This window comes from Citrobacter sp. wls706 (assembly GCF_005281305.1).
Classification (GTDB): Bacteria; Pseudomonadota; Gammaproteobacteria; order Enterobacterales; family Enterobacteriaceae; genus Citrobacter; species Citrobacter werkmanii.
This window is the reverse complement of sequence record NZ_SZXG01000037.1, coordinates 118601-141627: the sequence shown is the minus strand read 5'-3', so window position 1 is coordinate 141627 and position 23027 is coordinate 118601. Positions and strand designations below refer to the sequence as shown.

Here is a 23027-nt window from a genome sequence, read left to right as displayed (position 1 = left end):
CGTACACATGGCGGCAAATCGCCGTTTTATTACCGGGAACAATCACACTATAAAAAAACCAACATTAATATTATTTATGGATGAAAAAAAACAGCTATATTAAACATCATGCGCCACTGAGAATGGGCACGATAGCCGTATCTGACCGGCATAAAACGAACAAAGCAGCAGCCAAACGTCAGAGAATATAGACGGTAACTTTTTCCTGAAGATCTGCCGGCACCCTTACCCATGACATTGAATCAACTGCAATTGTCGCCATTTCATTTTCTAACCGAAGTAGCGGCGTGCTGTCATCTGGCGCAGAAGAACTTTCGCCAATCTCGAGAATACCCCGAAAAGTTATAGATAAATTGTCAGCAGCATCAGACAACCTAATCCATTCGGTCGCGATCTCTAAATTTTGCTTTAACAATGCTCTGTTCATAACTTGTGCTAATCATTACTTATCAGTAAGAAACTGGAAGTGATGAAATTCATTTGAAATATCCATCACAAACTCTACCGGCAGGTTGTGTTTGATGAAGGTTAATTTTGCGAACTCAACATCACCATACACCCGGATACAGAAAGGTTTGACTATCTCGCCCTGAGCACCAAAACACTCCTGGAGTCTGGTATCATCCATAAAAATAAAGTTACCCTTTCTCACTTTAATCTTATCATGCAGGTCACGCCACTTCTCTGGTGTGAGTAGAAAGTTCTGCCATCCATTATTTCTCAACATTTCAATCGTGTGGGTGAATTTAAAATAATCATTTTGCATTGTCACATCACCACTTGAGGTGGCGTACAAGTATTCAATTTTAAATTTTAGTTGTGCATTAATGCTTTTTTTCTTGCCTTCATCAATTAACCATTGAAGCTCATTGGCAACACTTCGTGAGAAGAGTTTTCTTTTTTTTGCGATAGCCAACCAATGCATAATAAAAATATGCTCTGACATTTTAGAGTGGATCTTGTGATCCTGCATTGCGATACCAATTGCCACTAACGCGCTCCAGGTAAACGCTTCGAGCTCATCCTGATAATGATGCCTCGATTTACTCACTTTTCCTAAATTTTTTACCACTTAAAACCCACCCAGAAAAAATCATTATTGTATTTAATTTGTTACTGCTCAATTTAAAAACCTACTACAACTAAAATCAGCATAATATGATCCAGATTAATTTATCTCAATGTAAAAAAAGTGCCGTAAAACACATTATTTTTATTAATCATTTATAGCTGCAAGGTTGGCCGCAAATAATAAGAATAGCTCGATAAAGATGAAAACTAATAATTATCACCAGCAATCAATACACCAACGTATCAAACCAGAAAACCTCCAGATTCAATGAACCGGAGGTTTGTCTGTAACTGCAATTGTTAGTAGAAAATACCGATGATTAGCGTATGGGTAACAAAGCCGACAATCAACGGTACGGCGGTACGTTTAACCACATCGAAAGGGGTTATTTTTGCCCCGCTGGAAACGGCGATCACCACGCCAGATACCGGAGAAATGGCCCGTCCCATATGCGATGCCTGCTGCATCGGCAGAATCATGGCAACGGCGTTAGCCCCCATACTGGCAGCGATTTGCGGGATAAGCTCAACGAATGCCAGAAATGGCGCGTTACCCGATCCCATAATGATCGCCGCCGCAAGCGTCACCAGCGCAAACACCACCGCCATGGCGAATGGCGGTAATCCCACGTGTTCGGCCATCAGGATTAATTGATCAATCGCACCAATGACTTTAATACCATGAGCAAAAACACCCGCCGCTACCAGCAGTCCTACCACACCGGTAAAGGCAGTGCCCATTCCTTTCAGAAAATGGCTAAATCCTTCGCACACCGCCTTTAAATCTCGCACCCGTAGCCATTCAATCAACATACAAATAGCCATTGAAATAAGCACAATGGTAATGATATTCAGGTTAATACCACTGACGAACATTTCGGAGGATCCCACTGCCATCAGTATCGGAAGCATGGGAAGAAGCGCATAAAAAGCAGGCGCTTTCCCTGAGTCAGTCACTTCAGCGCTACCGATTTCCCGTGGTAAGGTCCCCGCTTTACGGTCGCAATAGCGCTGCCAGAAAAAATGGCAGACTCCCACGACCAAAACGGTAGCCAGAGCTGCCGGTCCCTGGTGGTAGACAACGTATTCCACCACATCCATATTGACCGCTTTCGATCCCCTGATAGCATCGATTGCCGTTGGGGTGTACGCCACACCAAGCGAGGTGGCAATTACCCCGGCAGCAGAGGCAGCGGAAAGCCCTAATCCCAGCATAATGGGGAACATTGTTCCCATCAACAGTACGGCGAGTCCAGTGGCGGAAGGAATAGCTAACTGCAGGAGACTGGCGAGCAGGTACGAGAAAAAAAGCAGAATATAGGGCGAACGCAGCGCACGCAGGGGTTTTGTGACGACACGCACCACCGCCTCATTTGCACCGATATGATCCATGTAGTGCGCAAATCCCATCAGCGCCATGATCATCAGGCCAAGATCGGCAGCTCGCGTGCTGAAAAGATCGCGCATAACCTCGAACGGATCGAGAAAGGAAATCCCCGTGCCAGCAACGCCTTTCGGTAGTACGGAACCCCACCCGGTGAGTGCGGTGCAAATCATCAGCACCAAACCCGCAATAAATAGCACGGGCTCGGCACGATAACCTTTCAGGATCAGACGCGCGACTACCACGATAACCAGCAGGGCAATTAACACCTGAATCATGACTGAGCTCTCCGCTGCGTGAACTCAGCAAAGGTTTCCTCAATGACCGCAACCACGACATCGCTGGCGGCCCGCAGTGAACGCACCGGCAGATATTCATAGATTGAGTGAAAATTATGAGCACCGGTAAAAATATTCGGGCATGGCAATCCTTTCTGCGATAAAACCGCACCATCATATCCGCCGCGCATGGCGACAGGAGCCGGGGTAATCCCACATTTCTGATAGGCGCGTAATGCAATATCAATCGGGTAGTGAGCATCACCCTGCAAACTATTGAACACGTTCGCATAGCGATCGGCTAAATGACAGACCACGCTATTTTCGCCCCATAGAGCGCAGGTACTGACGGCAAGCTGACGGATAAATGCCATACGCGCCTTATAGCCTTCTTCACTAAAGTCGCGGATATCCAGCTTAAGCACCGTGCGGGCGCTGTTACCCTGCAACTGCTTAACCCAGTAATAACCTTCGCGCCCTTCCGTATATTCAGGCGCTTCTCCGCCAGGCAGCATCGCAATAAACTTATGCGCCATCAGCAGCGAGTTCTTCAGCTTACCTTTGGCTGACATGGGGTGCGCAGACTGGCCGGTAAAGATGATTTCCGCATCGCCCGCATTCCAGTTCTCATAAACAAACTCCCCGATACCGCAACAATCCAGGGTGTAACCAAAATCAGCGCCGAAGCTCGCAACATCAAACGCTTTTGCGCCACGTAATCCTTGCTCTTCATCAGGCACAAAACCCACCTTCACCGGCCCATGTTTGATTTCCGGATGTGCCACCAGATACTGTAATGCGTTCATAATTGCGGCGATGGCTGCTTTATCATCAGCCCCTAACAGACTGGTTCCGTCAGTGACGAGCAGATCATCACCGATATAATTTTTCAGTTCCGGGAATTCGCTTTCGCGCAGAAAAATATTCAGCTCTTTGTTCAGACACAAATCCCCACCGCTATAGTGAAGACGTTGTGCATTTGTGTCCGCAGTCTGTTCCGCGCTGGTATCCAGATGTCCAAAGAATGAAACGACAGGAACCGTGTCATCAGTATTCCCGGGAAGTGTTGCCGTTACGATAGCGGTATCCCTGACCTCAATGTTTTCCATTCCTAATGCTTCAAGTTCTGCTGCAAGCAGTTTTGCCAGTACCATTTGACCAGCAGAAGAAGGCATTATCCCATTGGCGCCGTTTTCTCTTGAAGTCGTGGTATTAATTTTGGTGTAGTTGATAAAACGTTCAACAATATCCATTCCAGGAGGTCCTTTAATATTTTATTGACGAAATACTGTGAGAGGAGGCTCGCGTACAGCGCGAGTGATATAAAACAGGGAACTGGATAAAACCAGCGTTCATCCCGGAACGCTGGTTTTATTAACATTACGACGTTGATTTATATAAATGAATATAAATTATGCCTGTGATAAAACGCCTTACTGATGGGTAAAATCATACTCCCTGTCCGTGTTTACTGCTATTTCCCATGGTGTTTAGCTAACAGAAATCATAAACCGGTACTCGTAAGCCTAAGAGATAATAGAAATCATTTAGACTCCACTCATCCATACCGGCCTAAGATATACCATCGCTATATTTTTTTAATGAACGAATACTGTAACTGCAACATGCAACCGTTTGCACTTCTCTAGAAATAGCCACTTAGCGCACTAAAATCCGTGAGCAAACTCACAATTATATCAATAGCAAAAATTTCTATCATACTGAAAAACCGTGAATTATAAGAAATACTATATAGTCCCTTGGTAAATAGATTCATTATGATACTATTCGACATTACCTTATTATCGATGGATAATACTTCCCTAACCATTAATTTTAAACATTACCCACCATAATATTTGTATATATTGGTGATTAATAAAATCCTGCACCGGCAAAAAAAACCTCTGCCCTGAGAAGAGATTCAGGGCAGAGGTAATACGGGTGTTAAGGACAGATTTATAGTTTTAGTGATAACGGAAGAGCTTCTTGCGGAACCGAGTATACACAACTCGCAACATTAAGAAAATTCTTAAAATTGATTAATCGCAAACTCGGTAGAAAATTATTAAAATAATAAAAAATACCTTATCAAAAAGGCAAATAAAACCTCGCGAATATTAACCCATACTAATCAATTACATGGTACTGAATGCGCTCAATATGCTGAGTTACCATAGATATCACTCTATGCACAGACAGAATATCAAATTAATTTAATGCTTTAATAAATGTCTCACATAACGAAAATTTGCAGTTAATAAAGTCACTAAACGCAATAACTCGTTATAGATCACATTTTATGTACAAGGAGTTTTCTCTGGAGATTCTGGCTGGTATGATTCATCAGGTAAATACCTTTCAACTCAACCCGAGGCTTTGATGCTGGAGAATGTAATCATCAGATAATCAGCTTACCGACCTTTTCAGGCCGGACTGGTTATCAATGCGCCGAAATCGAATGCGGACACCGCAGTGTGTTTGCACGTTTTGCACATGATGATTAAACAGGTTTTCCAGTATGAATTTATCCCGTCAGGAACAACGTACCTTACACGTTCTCGCCAAAGGTGGCCGTATCGTTCACGTCCGCGACGCCTCAGGCCGCGTCACCTCCGTCGAATGCTACAGCCGCGAAGGACTACTGCTCTGCGACTGCACCCTCGCCGTGTTCAAAAAACTCAGAACCAAAAAGCTGATCAAATCTGTCAATGGTCAGCCCTATCGCATCAATACTACCGGGCTGAACAACGTTCGCGCCCAACTGGATAATCGCTAAGGAGAGAGAGATGGATATCCCCAAAATTTTTACTATCAGCGAAAGCGCTCATCGCATCCATAACCCGTTCACCGCGCAGAAATATGCCACGTTAGGCCAGGTGCTGCGCATGGAACCGGGCACCCGCATTCTGGATCTCGGTAGCGGCTCAGGAGAGATGTTGTGCACCTGGGCGCGCGATCATGGTATTTTCGGCATCGGTATCGATATGAGCCAGCTGTTTAGCGAACAAGCAACGCTGCGTGCAGCAGAACTGGGCGTCAGTCAGCAGGTGAGTTTTGTCCACGCCGATGCAACGGGCTATGTCGCTGAAGAAAAATGCGATATTGCCGCCTGCGTGGGCGCAACCTGGATTGCAGGCGGCGTCACCGGAACGGTCAGACAACTGGAGCAGAGTCTTAAGCCTGGTGGAATCATACTCATCGGTGAACCGTACTGGCGCCAGATGCCCGCAACGGAGGAAATCGCCCAGTCCTGCGGCGCGACCGCTGTCGCCGATTTTCTTTCCCTGGCGGAACTCATTTCTTCTTTTGACCCGCTCGGCTATGACGTGGTTGAAATGGTTCTGGCTGACCAGGAAGGTTGGGACAGGTACGAGGCGGCAAAATGGTTGACGATGCGCCGCTGGCTGGAAGCTAATCAAAACGATGAGTTTGCACCGGAAGTCAGGGAGCAACTGAGAAGTTCACCCGGACGCCACGTCACCTTCACCCGAGAATACATTGGTTGGGGCGTGTTCGCACTCATGAAGAGGTAAGCTGTGTGGTCGGTATAACCGGGAGGTTATACCGACTTTCTCATCACTTTGCCGCTGACTGCATTAATACTTCAACAAATTTAGCCAGCCACTGCGGATGCGCGGGCCAGGCTGGCGCAGTCACCAGATTACCGTCGACGTGGGCTTGATCAATGCCGATATCCGCATAATGTCCGCCGCTCAAACGCACTTCAGGCGCGCAGGCCGGATAGGCGCTACAGGTACGATTTTCTAATATTCCTGCTGCCGCCAATAATTGAGGACCATGACAGACGGCGGCGATAGGTTTACCCGCCGAGTTAAAATCCTGTACCAGTTGAATGACATCCGGGTTCAGCCGGAGATATTCCGGAGCACGCCCGCCGGGGATCACCAACGCGTCATAATCGACGGCCCGCGCTTCGGCAAAATTCGCATTCAACGTAAAACGGTGTCCCGGTTTTTCGCTATAGGTTTGCGCCCCATCAAAATCATGAATCGCGGTTTGAACGTAGTCACCCTGGCTCTTATCCGGACAGACTGCATCAACACGATGGCCCAGCATTTGCAACGCCTGGAAAGGAACCATCGTTTCATAATCTTCGACATAATCGCCAACCAACATCAGTATCTTCTTCATTCACGTCCCCCACTCACAGTGATTAATGATGAGAAATAGCGGCCATCTTTACTATAGCCCACGCGTATCCCGACATTAATAAATACAGCAGAACATTCGGTCAGATCACAATCTACTGCAAGTCCGTCAGATGACGACCTTAGCATAAATGGCATGACATAATTCAGCTAGTAAATATATAGCAAAGTAATTTTAACATTAACCTCAATAATATTAAGTGGGTTATTTATTATGTTATTTCGCTTATGTCAGGTAAAGTATGCGAAAGCTATTTCTGTGATGAAAAAATGTACGTTCGTCAGGCTTCATAGGGGGCGGCAAAGACGTACGCCAGTCGCCTTCCCTGTCTGTAAAACAGTATCAATCATTAAAATATCATACATACCACCAGTCCGCGTTTACACTGATAATTTCTGACTTTCAAGGCAACACATAAAATTTTCCAGATAAAATATATTTTTGCTACCTGGGTAGCAGAATTTTCTATAAATTTCGTATCCATTTTTCTGCAGTATCCCGCCGCCACAGACATTATAAAGAAATAATTATAATTAGAAGACAGTGGGTGATTCTCGTTTTAATATGCTTATAGCTTATTGATAAATGGAAAGGTTGAACATGTCTGATGCATTGACAGGACCGTTAACGCGCCTTATCGGCATAAGTAAAGAATTTGAATCTACCGCACCTCAAATTCCCAATGATTTATGCTCACAATTACATCAACTCAAGAATTTTTCCGCCTATGTGCCGCTAATTGGAATCTTTAGCGCGGGAAAATCATCTCTCCTCAATCTCTGGCTGGGGCAGAATATATTACCCGTTGACCAGGCACCGACCACAGCATTAGCAACTGAACTGCGGTATGGCGAACAGCAGTCTTTGATTATTACTTTGGCTGATGGCACTGTCAGAGAAGTACACTATGCACCGCAAAATGCGCAGGAGGTAAATAATGACGCAACTCAGGAGGATCAGTTTGCCTGCTTAACCTTTCCTTCCTCTCGTCTTCGTGATTTGCAAGGGCTTATTCCGGTAGATATGCCGGGAGTCGATTCCGGAATAAAACGTCACGTTGATGCCTTTTATCGCTATGCAGAGCGTGGCGCCGCATTCGTTGTGGTCGTTTCTGCAGAAAGCGGAACGCTGCACGCCAGCCTTGCGGCTGTTCTCCATGAAATTGCTCTCCAGCCTGTTCCTGTAATCCTTGTCTTGACCAAGTGCGATAAGTCAACGCCAGAATCGTTAGAAAACGTAGAAGAAGAAATAGCAGGCAGACTTAGCGACATGGGATGTCCGCCGCAGATCGTCATGCGAGCAAGTCGTAACGATCAAGATACAGCCGAACGTCTGCAGAACGCTTTACTCCAGTTAAATGTTCAGGATCTCAAAATAACCCATTTCGCTGGACAGATTCTGTCGTCAGCATCTCGTCTAAAAGATCATATCGTTATGCTGCGCAAAAGCAGCACGCTGGATCCCAGCGCCCTGGACGCACAAATTTATCAGTACGAGCGAGCTTATCAGGAGTTGAACGACTCTCTGGCTCGCCAGAAACGCCGTCTTTCCGGGACTCTTCGTCAGGAAACGATGGATAAAGTCAGCGGAGATGTACATAACGCATTGGTGAGAAATCTTGACGTATTATATGACTGCCTTGCCCAAGGAGAGGATATTTTCCAGACCCGTACGGCAGCGATTATAAGCGATGTCTATCGCACTTCCCTGAACCAAGCTCTGCGAGTCAATCTCTCAGACATCATCATGAATATGCAAAATGAGACCGGTGGTGACAACATTGATATTGGCAGTATTCTGCAAAATGGTTCGCAGACGGCAGTACTGGTTCTGGAAACCCTGGCAACCGTCAGTAAGGGAAGTCGCTGGTATAAACTTATCTCCACAGCCCTTGCAGTAACCACTTCCGTTATCAACCCTATTGTCGAGTTATTGATCATTTTCTTACCGGATATTATTAAGTTTTTTTCCGATCCGGAAGAACGTAAGCGAGAACTTGTTAAGCAAAACTTATTGGAGAAAGTCTTCCCTGAAATCCGGCACCGGGCACGTGAAGCGCTCGCCGATATATTGCCAGAAATTGAGCTGGAACTGATCGCCAGTCTTGAGGAAGAGTGGCGTACCCGGATAGAAGAGAGCCGCAGGGCGCTTGAGTGTTGCCGTGAAGAAAAGCGCCAGCACGAAGCTGAGTGGCTTGCCCGGCAAGATAGCTGGTCCGCTCAAATTGATGGCGTACGAAATATCATGCGGGAAATAGAACAACTGCAAAACTCACCAACTGTACATTCATAATATCTTCAGGGAAGATGAATCATGAACCAACTCACCCCACGCGAAAATATTCACGCGTTTATGCAAACGCTGGAAAACGTCTACACCCAGTTGTCACTTCACAAAGGCTTTCTGCGTGAAGAGGGGCTTTTTCAGCTAAACCAAATACTCGCGAACATGCGCCGCAGCCTCGCTGCTGAAGACGAAGCCAGTAAACTATTGCGCATCGGTATTGTGGGTTCGGTAAAAGCAGGGAAATCTACATTTCTTAATGCTCTTCTGTTCAATGGACAGAATATTTTACCGAAAGCAGCGACACCGATGACGGCTTCACTTACCCGTCTACGCTATGCCCAGGAACAATGCGCAAAGCTGGTTTTCTACTCCCCAGAGGACTGGCAAGATATTGAAAGCGACGCCGAAACTGCTGAGAGTATGATTGCCAAAAAGTTGGCAGAAGCGCGTGCTCATCACGCCAATAATCTGCGAAACAGCTCCATTCACTTCAACGAAGAAAGAGTTCGCAAAAGTATTATCCACGAGCTTCCCCCCGAATTAGCCACTTGTCGCGAACTCAAAAAAACCGCTGAAAAAGAAGGGCTGGATGTTTACAGCGAACTGGAAAAGGGAGAGCAGATTATCCCTTTTGACAACCTGAGCGAAATCCAGGCAAAACTCAGTGAATACATCGGATCTCATGGGCGTTTAACCCCACTCGTTCGCCATGTTGAGTTAAACCTTAATCATGACGTACTCCGCGATATCGAAATTATCGATACCCCAGGCTTGAACGATCCTGTGGTATCCCGTAGTCGGGAAACGATTAATTTCCTCTGCCAATGTGATTGCGTCATGATTCTCTCTTATGCGGGAGAATTTCTATCCAAGCAGGATATGGATCTTATTAAACATAAGTTAGTCAATGATGGTATTCTTCATCACACCATTATCGCCAGTAAAATGGATTTGGCGATTCAGGATCATCGCGGCCAGAAAACCTTTTTTAAGGATGCCTTTATGGCGACACGACAAAACGTCGTCAGCACCATGAAAGGTCGGTTTGACTCTCAGGAACCGGTCCTGGTTTCGGCTTTGCTGGAAGGTATCGCATGGAAAATGGAACAACAGTTACCTTTAAGCGAGGAAGAGCAACTCACCCGAGATAACCTGGCAAGCTTTACTAACGCCCCACATGAAGCGAAGGATTTTCGCTCCGTCGCGGGATTAAAAAGAGTTCGCCAGGAACTGGAGCAGTGTCGGGAGAAAAAAGATCAGATCAAATACTCACATCAGATTGATTTGATCCGTGGTAAAAAAAGCGAACTTCGCAACTGTCTTAAAAATCTCGAAACCTCTGCCCTGAGCGATAAAGAGACGCTTTCGTCAGTTGATCTGGAAACCCTACAGTCAGGGATGAATGCGCTCAATCAGAGTGTTAAGAAAATTGACGCTGATATTCATGTCCATTTCAGTACAGCCGAGTTGCAGATGCACCGGGAGTTTGAACGTCTTAAATTACGTATTATTGGGCTTATTGATAATTATCGTGAACTGAATGTCAGCAGTAGGAGCCATGATGAAGATCGCTCCACAACCAGCGGTATGTTCTTCTGGAAGAAAACCCATACCCGAATTGTGTCTGTAACTGAGTATCAGGCAGAAATTTCAGATATTATCAATACGTTACGGCGATATACTAACAACGTCGGAGCGGAAATCATTACCGCCTATGAACATTTTACGCCGCTGGATACCTTAAAGGCGCAGTTGAAAAAACATGTACTTGAAGCCTTCCACGAGGCAGATGTCACCTTCAGTAAAGAAACTATTCTTGGGCCATTACAAATAAGCCTTGATAAGCTGCGTATCACTCCTCCCCATTACGAGCCACAAGCCGAGATCGACAGTATTGTGAATAAATTCGGTGCCAGCGTTAAGAATGAAGATATTGCCGAGCTAAAAGTGGCCCTGGAAAAGGCATTAGACAGCATAAGCAAGAAAATCAGACATACGCTTGATGAACAACAGGCTAGTTTTATCAGAACTCTTCATCAGCAAAATGACATGTTTGTTGGCGATATCAGCAAGTCTATCCAAAGTAATCTCGATAAGCTCTCAGCCCAATACAATGATAAGCAAAGTAATATTGCTCACTATGACGAAACGATAACACGACTACGAGAATTACGTGCCGAATTATCACATCTGGAGGTGTGAGGTGGATTTTGATGATTTATTCACAGATGAAATACCTCCAGACATTGCAGGCGATAGCATACTGGAGAAAGATAGCGCATTGGCGCTACTACTACGCCTGTATGCTAACAACACGCAAAATCAGAAGCATTTCGCGCATTTACGACGCAGCCTACAAGAGTATCTGCCAGAAATTATCAGCCGAGATGCGCTGACTGATGAACGTGAACGTAACCTGGTCAATGCATTTCGTACCTTAAGCGTGAAATTCGTCGAACAAGCGCAACTTCCGCAGCTTAAAAACAAGTGTCTGGTCGGCGTGGGAGGACGTTTTAGCGCAGGCAAATCGCAATTTATCAACACGCTGACCGGTCGACGCCACCTTCCAACAGGCCAGCGCCCAACGACGGCGGTAGCAACCTATTTGGTTAGTCAGGAATGCCCATCCATCACGGCTTATACAGCGAATGAAACGCGAGTTCCCCTCGAAGCGGAAGAGTTGGAAAGCATTGCCCATGTTTTTTTTGATAGCTACGGGCTGGGTTTCTCCGATATTCTCAAAAAAATAGTCATTGGGCAGCCAGATTTCCCGTGGCCGAATATCGCGCTGCTTGATACTCCAGGATATAACAATGACGATGAAGAAAACCGGGGAGATCGGTTGTTTGATGAAAAAATTGCCAGGGAGCACCTGAGCAATTGTGACTATGTTATTTGGCTGGCGACAGCCGATAATGGTTCATTAGGTCAGAGTGACATTACTTTTCTTCATTCCCTGCATTTAAGCCATCCTTGCCTGGTAGTATTAAACAAAGCAGATGGGAAAACCACAGACGATCTACACAGCATCATCAATACATTTAAAGACCAACTGGATAATGCCGGAATTGCGTATTGCGGCGTGACGGCCTTTTCATCAACGCTTAACACTGAGTATTTAGGCGCAACCCTGCTGCATGATTTTATTATCCAAGCCAGTAATGACCAACAGGCACGTCAGGAAATGAGGCAAGAATTACTGAGTCTGCAGGCCGAATGGCAGCGGATGAATCGACATAAACGCGATGCACTAAACCAGATCAACGCACCAATCAAGCGCGGTATTGTGAAAAGTGAATCGCCACAATATATCCGATCGTTGGTCGAAGCCTACAGCCTGAACCACTCGCAGATCGCCGATCTCACTCGTCAGAATAAAGCCTTTAACCTTCAGATTGAAAAATTATTAAAATATGAATAAAGCGATGCCACATTTTCTTGATGAGCTGGTCAGCTTGCTACAGGATGATCCGCAACATGATACCTGGTCCACCCCATGGAAGCTGTTAAAAACCGCCTGCGATACACTTATCGAACAGCATTTATTACCCAGTAACTACCCGGAAAAAGCCGCACTTCAGTTAGCGCAACAACAAGCCCTTGATCGTCTCCAGGTCTTGCTGCGCTTTCCCCAGCTAATTAATCATCATGTAATCTGTTACATCGGCTTCAGAGGACATGAACGCGACACATTGCTGCCTGCTTTTACTCAATCCCGACGTTTCCACCGGGCGAATGATACAATTCCGACATTGATGAGCCGCACATACGCGCATGCCTGTCACGGCGGTATCACGCTTTATCAAAAGCGTTGCCCAATGAACGAATCAGCCATCCTTGATGCCTTCGAAAAAACACGACAGCATAAAGGGGAATTACATCATTTTATTTCCGCATTTGCACTCGCAGTACCCGGCGCAGGACCCGCAGTTACGCTGGTCGACATTCCGTACCGGGCTTCGCCGGACTCGCTCTATTTCAATGGATTTTTGGACGTTGCTGACACTATTGTCTTACCGGCCAGATCGCAATATCTGATAAAACGTACGCTGAATATACTTGAACAAACCGGAAGTACGGCGCAAATTCATCTGGTATCGATTGGTGATGGGCAATCCGCTGAACTAAAAAGCATGTTTCCAAAATTAGCCATTCAGGAAACGCTACCGCCTGAACGAACCTCTCTACGTCCTACGGTTAACAGCGGCATTTATCGCGAGCTTGAAGCTATTTTCGACGAACCACTGCTTTGGCTGGAAGGCGAGATAAAACGCAGTAAACAAATTATCGTTAACGCGAATGCTGATCTGGTGCAAAACGACACCGACCCGCAGGTCAGTGATGTTATCGAAACGATGATGCTACAAATGAAAACACAATGTGATGCGCTTGAAGAAGCTGCTCAACGCTATCGCCAGAGTCTGGATCAACTGTTAAGCCAGTGCAGAGAAGTTGAAACGCTTGTAGAACAACAACAAGCCCCAGCCCTGCCCGGAAAAGATGCTCATTCCACTCTGCGAGATCGAAAGTGGAAATATGCACAGCAGCGTTTTATTTCTTTGTGTTACGCGAAGCAAATAAGCAAGGCCACGCGTCTTGCCAGCGATATGCGTCTCGCTGGTTATCCTTATGTGAACATCCTTGAGCTCTTTATTAATGAACTCAACAATATGCCATTGAATAGCGCACATCTGGCAGAGCTGAGTGTGCTGAGTGGCTGCAAAAACGAATTTATTTATCGTGCCTGTCTGCATTTTCGCTCCGCGCTGAAGGTAAGCGATGCTGAAGCAGGTCAGCGCTATGCCGCAAATATTACATGCCGGACAGGTGAAGAATTTTATACGCTTGGCTGCTGGAAACTCACAACCCGCGCCAGCGAAGGCGAAAAAAACCTTCGTCGCGCTTATATGCTGGGCGAGCCCCTTGCCGGCGACCTTTTATTACGCTGCATAGATAAAAAATCCTCCGCCGAAGCTGAAACTACCCTGCGTTATCTGGCTAATGCCCTACATCCCGGCGCTAATTATCGCTTCGGATGCCAATTTATAAAAGATAATCGCCATGATAACGCTCATCTTCATTTACGTATTGCTGCAGCCTTAGGGCATCTGGATGCGCTTAAAATGATCGCCAGGATGGAGTACAACAAATATGCGCCGTCACAGGAAATGACCCCTGCGAGAAAAAATGCGCTCAGTATTTATCATTATCTCTGGCACACTACACGCGGGACTCAAGATAATAATGAGGTATTTCTGGATGACGATGATCGCTATATTTACGGCAGTTTGCTGCACTTACAAAAATCATTTACCGAAGCATATGCGATCCTTGAAAAATGCCATCAGGCCAGAGCCTGGACTTTATTAGGCAGGATGAACCACTATGGCGACGGTAAGCCGGTAAATCTCGATTTGGCGAGAGCCTATTATCAAAAAAGCGTCAGTGCTGGTGATAAAAGTGCAACAAAAATGCTAATGCGCCTGGAAGAGACCGCAAAAGCGAAAGCCCGCAGAGAAAATACCTACAACACGACTTACCAGCGTACGGAACATACTTCTTATTCCAGCTCCTCCAGTGACAGCAGCTGTTTTCTTACCACCGCAACCTGTCGCGTAATGGGTTATGAGGACGATTGCGAAGTTTTGCAATCCTTCCGCCATTTTCGTGACCACGTACTGCTTACGCAGTCTGAGGGCGAAAAATTGGTTGGTGAGTATTATCAAATTGCCCCCAGACTCCTTGAAAAAATTGACGCAAGAGCCAATCCTCAAGCGATCTACCAATCAATGTGGGATGACTATATCAAACCGGGCTATGACCTCTTGCAGGCTGGGCGTCACCAGGAAGCAAAAGAACTTTATATAAAACTCGTTACAACATTAATGAAAACCTACCTTTAGTTAAGGTTAAGACTATGTAAACCCTGTGTTTAGAGCCTCGTTAACAGCTGTCAACGTTCAGAACGGGGGCGCATTCTGATGATGCGCCCCCGTTGGTACTACTTAAAACGACATTACCATTACTCCCAGGCCCGTTCGGTTTTCGCCGCATCAAACTGCGGCGGCGGCTTACGAAAACGTCCGGTCAGCCAGGCGAGATACACCAACCCTAACCCGGCCCATACCAGTCCCAGCGTCAGCGATGTCACCTCCAGATTGACCCACAGTACGGCAACCGTGGCGGCGCCAACCATTGGCAATACCAGAAAGTGTAATTTCTCCTGCCAGGTATGTTTACGCCCTTCACGACGCCAGAAGTGGTTAAACACCGACAAATTGACGAACGTAAAGGCCACCAGCGCACCAAAGTTAATCAACGCCGTGGCGGTCACCAGGTCAAAAAACAGGGCCGACAGCGCCACAATGCCGACCATAATGACGTTTAGCGCAGGGGTGCGCCATTTCGGATGGACATAACCGAAGTACTTCTCCGGGAAGACGTTATCGCGGCCCATCACGTACAGCAAACGGGATACACTGGCATGTGACGCCAGGCCTGACGCCAGCGTATTCACAAAAGTCATACACAGGAAAATGGACTGGAACAGTTTGCCGCCGACATATAGCGCAATCTCCGGCAGCGCCGCATCCGGGTCTTTAAAGCGGCTAATATCCGGGAAAAACAGCTGCATAAAGAACGAAGCGGCAATGAAGATCAACCCACCGTACAGGGCGGTGAGGAAAATAGCTTTCGGGATGGTACGCGCCGCATCCGGCGTTTCTTCAGAGAGCGTCGTCACCGCATCAAAGCCGAGGAACGAGAAGCAGACGATGGTCGCCCCGGTGATAATCGGGATCAAATGCGCATTCTGGCTAATAAACGGTTGCAGCGACCAGACGGTGCCGACCCCCTCGCCTTTATGCAGCCCTTGTACCACGAGGAAGATAAACACGGCGATTATCGCCACCTGCACCAGTACAAACAGCGCATTGAAGTTCGCCACCAGATTAACGCTTTTCAAATTGGCCGCGGTGAGGATCGCCACGAACATCACCACCCAAATCCATGGCGCAACCTCCGGGAACAGCGCGGAGAGGTAAATTTTCGCCAGCAGGACGTTAATCATCGGCAGGAAAAGGTAGTCAAGCAGCGACGACCAGCCAACCATAAACCCCACATGCGGATTGATGGCTTTTTGCGCGTAGGTGTAGGCCGAACCAGCCTGCGGAAACTGGCGTACCAGCTTACCGTAACTGATGGCGGTGAACAGCACGCCCGCCAGGGCCAGCAGATAGGAGGCCGGAACATGGCCATTGCTGACGCCCGAAACAATCCCAAAGGTGTCAAACACCGTCATCGGCGTGAGATAGGCCAACCCCATCACCACCACCTGCCACAGCTTCAGGGATTTTCGCAGCTGTGTTTTGCCCGGCTGGGCTGCAACGTCCACAGGAGAATTAGTCGACATAGCGATCCTCCCCGCAACGAGTCCAGGTCTGTGTTCGAAATGTTGGTAGCGCAAACCTGAGTCGTGTCGGGGTGGATCTCCAAAAGTAAGGCGTCAATGTCGTACGGCAAAGGTGTGGTCCGTACTTACTGCGGGAGCCATGGATGCTCACGCGGGACTGGTTTTTAAACACTGGCATCATCACATTTCCTCGTCACAAACTCTGTCGGTTATCTGAAGACCCGTTGTCGCCCGCGCTCCATTACGCGACATCCGGGAAATGGCAGGTATTCCTGCAATTTTTACGGGCTGGCTCCGCTCAGCCCGCATGATGCGACTTCTTTTTAAACGACCTGTACGACGGTCAGGCGTTTTTCAACATCCACTCAATTTCAGTGTCGGTAATCAGGCGTTCAAACTGGATTAATTCATCGTTTTTACAGGCGTGATACACGTGACTAAAACGCTCACCCAATAATTCACGCAGACTGTCGTTTTGCATAAACTCCCACAGCGCATCGCTCTGACGGATCGGGAACGGCAAACCCTCCTGCTCCAGTCCGTTGCCTTCCACCTCTTCCTGTAACGGCAGCTCGTTATCCAGACCATGGAGGATCCCGGCCAGAATGGTCGACATCACCAGATAAGGGTTGGCATCAGCCCCCGCCACACGATATTCAACCCGATGATTATCACGATCGCCGCAGGGAATGCGCAGTGCCACCGTACGGTTGTTATGCCCCCAGGAAGCCTGAGTCGGGACGTACATCCCAGGTTGGAAGCGACGATAAGAGTTCACATTTGGCGCCAGCAGCGCCATCGACGCAGGCATCAGATCAATCATCCCGGCAAGCGCCCGCTTAAGCAACGCGGAGTCATCGCCATTCACATCGGCCAGCACGTTCTCGCCTTTGTTATTCATAATGCTGATGTGGATATGCATCCCGCTACCGGCATGCTCCTCATAAGGCTTTGCCATAAACGTGGCGTGCATCTTATGTTTTTCCGCCACCAACCGCACCAGCCGCTTCAGCGCCAGCGCATCGTCACAGGCGTCGAGTACGTTATCGGTATGGATAAGATTGATTTCAAACTGACCAGGCGATGCTTCGGCCACCGCACCGTCGGCCGGGATCAGCTGCAGACGGGCCAGTTCGTCGATATCGTTCAGCACATCAGCAAAATGGTTCAGATTATCAACAGAGTAAACCTGACTTTGGGTATTACGATCGTCCGTTCCCGGCGCGCATGGCGGCTGCAGATAACCTTCCGGATCGCGCTTGCGATCGAGTAAATAGAACTCCAGCTCTACCGCTACGACGGGGAACAAACCGCGCTGGCGAAGTTTCTGCCAGAGTCGGTTGAGAACGTTCCGCGGCTCAACGTCAAAGGGAGCGCCATCTTCATCCAGCATTGTCAGCATCATCTGCCCAATAAATTCCGGATCGGCGGCCGAAGGGGTTAACGTTCCGAGCACCGGCACACAGGTCCTGTCAGGCTCGCCAAGTTCTTGTCCTAACCCCGCCTCTTCCACCACATTGCCCAGAATGTCCATCGCAAACACGGATGCCGGAAAATAACAGCCCTTCTCTAACTTAGACAATCCCGACACGGGAATGCGTTTACCGCGAAAACAGCCGTTCAGGTCGGTTAACAGCACATCGACAAACTGCGTGTTGGGATAGCGTTCCAGATATTGCTTCACTTCGCGCGCAAACGCGCTACTTCGCCTCTCTTCAGAATGCTGCACAAAATTCTCAACTTCTACGATATTGGTTTCCATGATTCACCGCCGTTGGCCTGGTAAGCTTTCTGTGATTTGACTGTTAAATATAATGTCCACTCTTCGACTCTGGATGCAAACAATTTGTTTGTCAAATGTTAAATTAAGTTTGCTAGAAGGTTATTGCGCTGCTAGATTGAGAAAATAATGAACGGAATGGCACAACAAGGAACCGTTTGGCAATAATTTATTCCAAAACGTGAGGTCGATCATGGGCAATATATTTGACAAGCCAGTTATTGGTGTAGTGATGTGTAGGAACAGGCTTAAGGGTCACGAGACCCAGACTCTGCAAGAAAAGTACCTGAATGCGGTTTTGAATGCCGGTGGATTACCGATAGCGTTACCTCATGCGCTCGCGGAGCCAGAATTACTGAACGCGCTGTTACCAAAACTGGATGGTATCTTCCTGCCTGGAAGCCCAAGCAATGTGCAGCCGCACCTCTATGGTGAAAATGGCGATGAGTCTGACGCCGATCCGGGGCGTGATCTTCTGAGCATGGCGCTAATTACCGCCGGGCTCGAAAGGCGCATTCCCATTTTCGCCATCTGCCGGGGCTTACAGGAATTAGTTGTCGCCACTGGCGGGACTCTGTATCGTCGCCTGTGCGATCACTCGCAGTTCCTGGAGCATCGTGAAGATGCGGAACTCCCGGTGGAGCAGCAGTACGCCCCATCTCATGAAGTCCAGGTTCAACAGGGAGGATTGCTGTCGCAATTAATACCAGGTTGCAGCACGTTTTGGGTTAACTCCTTACATGGTCAGGGTGCAAAAACCCTTGGCCCGCAGCTGCGCGTGGAAGCACGCTCGCAGGATGGATTAGTGGAAGCTGCCAGCGTTCACGACCATCCTTTCGCGCTCGGCGTGCAGTGGCACCCGGAATGGAACAGTAGCGAATACGCCCTGTCGCGTTTGTTACTTGAAGGTTTTATCACCGCTTGTCAGAACCACCTCGCTGAAAAACAGCGACTCTGACCACTACTGTTAAGGAAATGCAATTATGAGCGATGACGGCCTGGCGCCGGGTAAACGTTTGTCAGAGATCCGCCAGCAATTGGGTCTTTCGCAGCGTCGTGCCGCCGAACTGTCTGGGTTGACGCATAGCGCCATCAGCACCATAGAGCAGGATAAAGTCAGTCCTGCCATCAGTACGCTGCAAAAGCTATTGAAAGTATATGGGCTGTCGCTCTCCGAGTTCTTCGCGGAACCGGAAAAGCCTGACGAACCGCAGGTGGTTATCAATCAGGATGATTTGATTGAGATCGGGAGTCAGGGAGTATCCATGAAGTTAGTTCACAACGGAAATCCGAATCGTACGCTGGCAATGATGTTTGAAACCTATCAGCCAGGCACGACAACCGGGGAGAGAATTAAACACCAGGGTGAAGAGATTGGCACAATACTGGAAGGTGAAGTGGTTTTGACCATCAACGGTCAAACGTATCATCTTGTTGAAGGGCAAAGTTATGCCATTAACACCGGCATTCCACACAGCTTCAGCAACACCTCGGCAGGGATCTGCCGCATTATCAGTGCCCACACTCCCACCACATTCTAATAAGTAGCGGCCTGAGTTTCTCAGGCCTTCTTAAATAACGCGCATTAACAGGGTAAATCCCTGAGGCATCGTGCAGCCTGATTTTGCCTGAAAAAGATCAGCAACGAACTTTATCTTATTGATATAAAAGGAGTAGCTATGAACTTTCAGAACCTTAAATATTGGCGTGAGAAAGCCAGCCATTATTCGCCGGAAACCCGTTTATTTATTAACGGCGAATATTGCGCCGCCGCCGATAACGAAACCTTTATTACTCAGGATCCGGCCGGACAGCGCCCACTCGCCAAAGTCGCCCGCGGCAAAAAAGCGGATGTGGATCGTGCGGTCACCGCCGCCCGCGCCGTCTTTGAACGCGGTGACTGGTCGCAGGCATCACCCGCTGAGCGCAAGGCGGTTCTGCACAAGCTTGCAGATTTAATGGAGCAGCATCACGAGGAGCTGGCGCTACTGGAAACGCTCGACACCGGTAAACCGATTCGCCATAGCCTGCGTGATGATATTCCAGGTGCGGCGCGCGCCATCCGGTGGTACGCCGAAGCTATTGATAAAGTCTATGGCGAAGTTGCCACCACCTCGGTAAACGATCTGGCGCTGATTGTGCGCGAACCAGTGGGCGTGATCGCGGCTATCGTTCCGTGGAACTTTCCCCTGCTACTGGCCTGTTGGAAACTTGGCCCCGCGCTGGCCGCCGGTAACAGCGTGATCCTCAAACCCTCGGAGAAATCCCCGCTGACCGCCATTCGCCTTGCGGCGCTGGCTAAAAAAGCGGGTTTGCCCGATGGCGTTCTCAGCGTGGTTAGCGGGTATGGCCACGAAGCAGGCCAGGCGTTGTCGCAGCATCCGGATGTCGATGTGATCACTTTTACTGGCTCAACCCGCACCGGCAAGCAACTGCTAAAAGATGCTGGCGACAGCAACATGAAACGCGTTTGGCTGGAAGCTGGCGGTAAAAGCGCCAACATCGTGTTTGCCGACTGCCCGGATCTACCAAAAGCCGCCGCCACTGCCGCGGCAGGCATTTTCTACAACCAGGGTCAGGTCTGTATCGCCGGTACGCGTCTGCTGCTGGAAGAGAGTATTGCCGACGAATTTATCGCGCTGTTGAAAGAGCAGGCGAAAAACTGGCAGCCGGGCAACCCGCTGGATCCTGAAACCACGATGGGCACGCTTATCGACAATGCGCATGCTGACACCGTGGACACCTTTATTCGCGACGGTGAAACGCAAGGCACGCTGGCGCTAGATGGCCGCAGCCATGTCCATCCGGCGGCTATCGGCCCGACGATTTTTGTCGATACCCCGCCGCAAGCCCACGTCAGCCGCGATGAGATCTTCGGCCCGGTACTGGTCATCACCCGTTTTAGCAGCGAAGCCGAAGCCCTGGCGCTGGCCAACGACAGCGACTACGGCCTGGGTGCCGCGGTCTGGACCCGCGATTTGTCGCGCGCCCATCGCATGAGTCGTCGCCTGAAGGCCGGTTCGGTCTTCGTGAATAACTACAACGACGGTGATATGACCGTGCCGTTCGGCGGTTATAAGCAAAGCGGCAACGGGCGCGATAAGTCCTTGCATGCCCTGGAAAAATTTAGCGAACTGAAAACCATTTGGATCTCCCTGGAGCCTTAATCATGACTGAACATACCAGCAGTTATTACGCCGCAAGCGCCAATCAGTACGAACCGTTTCCCACCCTTAGCGAATCGGTTAGCTGTGATGTCTGTGTCGTGGGCGGTGGCTATACCGGACTCTCCTCCGCCCTGCATTTAGCGGAAATGGGTTATGACGTGGTGCTACTGGAATCCGCGCGTATTGGTTTTGGGGCCAGCGGACGCAACGGCGGCCAGTTGGTTAACTCTTACAGTCGCGATATTGATGTTATCGAACGCAGCTACGGCCCGGATGCCGCCAAAATGCTCGGCAGCATGATGTTTGAAGGCGGCGATATCATTCGCGAACGCATCAAGCGTTATCAGATTGACTGTGACTATCGCCCCGGCGGGCTGTTTGTGGCGCTGAACCATAAGCAGATGGAAACGCTGGAAGAGCAGAAGTCGAACTGGGAACGCTACGGCAACACGCAGCTTGAACTGTTAGACAGCAGCGAAATTCGCCGCGAAGTCAGTAGCGATCGTTATGTCGGCGCGCTGCTCGACCATAGCGGTGGTCATATTCATCCGCTCAATCTGGCTATCGGCGAAGCTAACGCTATTCGTCTGAACGGCGGACGCATCTTCGAACAATCGCCGGTCACCCGCATTCAGCACACCAGCCCGGCGGTGGTCAGCACGGAAAAAGGTCAGGTTACCGCCCGCTTTGTGATCGTGGCGGGCAACGCTTACCTCGGCGACAAACTGGAACCTGCGCTGGCAAAAAGCAGCATGCCGTGCGGCACGCAGGTGTTAACCACCGAACCATTGTCAGCTGAAATGGCGCGTTCGCTGATCCCGAAAAACTACTGTGTGGAAGATTGCAACTACCTGCTGGATTACTACCGTCTGACCGGCGATAACCGCCTGCTGTACGGCGGCGGGGTGGTCTACGGCGCACGCGATCCGAACGATATTGAGCGCCTGGTGATGCCGAATCTGCTGAAGACCTTCCCGCAATTGCGGGGGGTAAAAATTGATTACCGCTGGACCGGTAATTTCCTGTTGACGTTATCACGCATGCCGCAGTTCGGCCGCCTTGATACCAATATTTACTATATGCAGGGCTACAGCGGTCACGGCGTGACCTGTACCCATCTGGCTGGACGCCTGATTTCCGAACTGCTGCGCGGGGATGCCGAGCGCTTTGACGCATTCGCCAACCTGCCACACTACCCGTTCCCGGGAGGCCGCAGCCTGCGCATTCCGTTTACCGCCATGGGGGCGGCCTATTACAGCTTACGCGATCGCCTTGGGGTTTAAGTTCTTCCGCGATAAACCCGACGCACAGGGCGGTCTCCCCTGTGCGTTTTTTTATTCCCGGTCGGTGAAAAACAGATAACAGTCACGAATATATCGCTATAGGACATAACCACACTCTTCGCATTGTTTCTCTCCTCTAATCGGATACGCTTTTTTAGATATCGCTGGCGGCGTGCGCCAGAACTCAACGGGGG

Annotated in this window: 17 protein-coding genes; 10 read left to right on the top strand and 7 right to left on the bottom strand. The window is 48.8% G+C overall.

The features are described from left to right. Positions 1 to 178: 178 nt before the first annotated feature. The 4 genes from FDW92_RS17265 to pepT form a co-directional block, all read right to left on the bottom strand. Entirely contained in the window at positions 179 to 427 is a 249-nt protein-coding gene (locus tag FDW92_RS17265; RefSeq protein ID WP_072014777.1) for a hypothetical protein, read from the bottom strand. A 15-nt stretch (positions 428 to 442) separates the two neighbouring features. Beyond that, positions 443 to 1051, bottom strand: coding sequence for a DUF2913 family protein (locus FDW92_RS17260; RefSeq protein WP_283205082.1), 609 nt, complete (start codon positions 1049 to 1051; stop codon positions 443 to 445). Between the two features lie 320 nt (positions 1052 to 1371). Beyond that, positions 1372 to 2733, bottom strand: coding sequence for a C4-dicarboxylate transporter DcuC (gene dcuC / locus FDW92_RS17255; protein ID WP_042310292.1), 1362 nt, complete (start codon positions 2731 to 2733; stop codon positions 1372 to 1374). Continuing rightward, on the bottom strand, positions 2730 to 3986 hold the full coding sequence (pepT, locus tag FDW92_RS17250; RefSeq protein WP_042310294.1) for a peptidase T: 1257 nt from the start codon (positions 3984 to 3986) through the stop codon (positions 2730 to 2732). Before pepT ends, dcuC begins: the two co-directional genes overlap by 4 nt. Before the next feature lie 1268 nt (positions 3987 to 5254). Here pepT and FDW92_RS17245 point away from each other — a divergent pair. Together FDW92_RS17245 and FDW92_RS17240 are read left to right on the top strand one after the other, a co-directional pair. Then, the gene (locus FDW92_RS17245) at positions 5255 to 5512 is read left to right on the top strand and encodes a YjhX family toxin (RefSeq protein WP_042310296.1); all 258 of its coding nucleotides are present in this window, start codon (positions 5255 to 5257) and stop codon (positions 5510 to 5512) included. Between the two features lie 10 nt (positions 5513 to 5522). Then, positions 5523 to 6269: a class I SAM-dependent methyltransferase gene (locus FDW92_RS17240; RefSeq protein WP_042310298.1), complete on the top strand. Its 747-nt coding sequence runs from the start codon at positions 5523 to 5525 to the stop codon at positions 6267 to 6269. Positions 6270 to 6312: 43 nt separating this feature from the next. On the opposite strand, the gene FDW92_RS17235 is transcribed toward FDW92_RS17240, so the two are convergent. Next, entirely contained in the window at positions 6313 to 6888 is a 576-nt protein-coding gene (locus FDW92_RS17235) for a DJ-1/PfpI family protein (RefSeq protein WP_042310300.1), read from the bottom strand. Positions 6889 to 7506: 618 nt separating this feature from the next. On the opposite strand from FDW92_RS17235, the gene FDW92_RS17230 reads away from it, so the two are divergent. Genes FDW92_RS17230 through FDW92_RS17210 form a run of 4 tightly spaced genes read left to right on the top strand, consistent with a single transcriptional unit; the run spans position 7507 to position 15095 of the window. After that, positions 7507 to 9198, top strand: coding sequence for a dynamin family protein (locus tag FDW92_RS17230; RefSeq protein ID WP_042310301.1), 1692 nt, complete (start codon positions 7507 to 7509; stop codon positions 9196 to 9198). A gap of 21 nt (positions 9199 to 9219) precedes the next feature. After that, a complete protein-coding gene (locus tag FDW92_RS17220; protein ID WP_042310304.1) occupies positions 9220 to 11394 on the top strand; it encodes a dynamin family protein in 2175 nt (724 codons plus the stop codon). Position 11395: 1 nt separating this feature from the next. Continuing rightward, complete coding sequence (locus FDW92_RS17215; protein ID WP_042310305.1) at positions 11396 to 12613, top strand: dynamin family protein; 1218 nt, start codon at positions 11396 to 11398, stop codon at positions 12611 to 12613. After that, complete coding sequence (locus tag FDW92_RS17210; protein ID WP_042310307.1) at positions 12606 to 15095, top strand: CFI-box-CTERM domain-containing protein; 2490 nt, start codon at positions 12606 to 12608, stop codon at positions 15093 to 15095. Before FDW92_RS17215 ends, FDW92_RS17210 begins: the two co-directional genes overlap by 8 nt. Positions 15096 to 15214: 119 nt before the next feature. Here the strand turns inward: FDW92_RS17210 and FDW92_RS17205 are convergent, their stop codons facing one another. Both FDW92_RS17205 and FDW92_RS17200 read right to left on the bottom strand, forming a co-directional pair. Continuing rightward, entirely contained in the window at positions 15215 to 16603 is a 1389-nt protein-coding gene (locus FDW92_RS17205; protein ID WP_137400666.1) for an APC family permease, read from the bottom strand. Between the two features lie 343 nt (positions 16604 to 16946). Further along, the gene (locus FDW92_RS17200) at positions 16947 to 18365 is read right to left on the bottom strand and encodes a glutamine synthetase family protein (RefSeq protein WP_042310310.1); all 1419 of its coding nucleotides are present in this window, start codon (positions 18363 to 18365) and stop codon (positions 16947 to 16949) included. 211 nt (positions 18366 to 18576) lie between these two features. On the opposite strand from FDW92_RS17200, the gene puuD reads away from it, so the two are divergent. The 4 genes from puuD (at position 18577) to FDW92_RS17180 (ending at position 22833) form a co-directional block, all read left to right on the top strand. Further along, positions 18577 to 19341, top strand: a complete 765-nt coding sequence (gene puuD / locus FDW92_RS17195) for a gamma-glutamyl-gamma-aminobutyrate hydrolase (protein WP_003838709.1) — start codon at positions 18577 to 18579, stop codon at positions 19339 to 19341. A gap of 25 nt (positions 19342 to 19366) precedes the next feature. Then, positions 19367 to 19924, top strand: a complete 558-nt coding sequence (gene puuR / locus FDW92_RS17190) for an HTH-type transcriptional regulator PuuR (protein WP_042310314.1) — start codon at positions 19367 to 19369, stop codon at positions 19922 to 19924. A 138-nt stretch (positions 19925 to 20062) separates the two neighbouring features. Further along, a complete protein-coding gene (puuC, locus tag FDW92_RS17185) occupies positions 20063 to 21550 on the top strand; it encodes an aldehyde dehydrogenase PuuC (protein ID WP_061383031.1) in 1488 nt (495 codons plus the stop codon). A gap of 2 nt (positions 21551 to 21552) precedes the next feature. Next, a complete protein-coding gene (locus tag FDW92_RS17180) occupies positions 21553 to 22833 on the top strand; it encodes an FAD-binding oxidoreductase (RefSeq protein ID WP_038637921.1) in 1281 nt (426 codons plus the stop codon). The last annotated feature ends 194 nt before the right edge of the window (positions 22834 to 23027 follow it).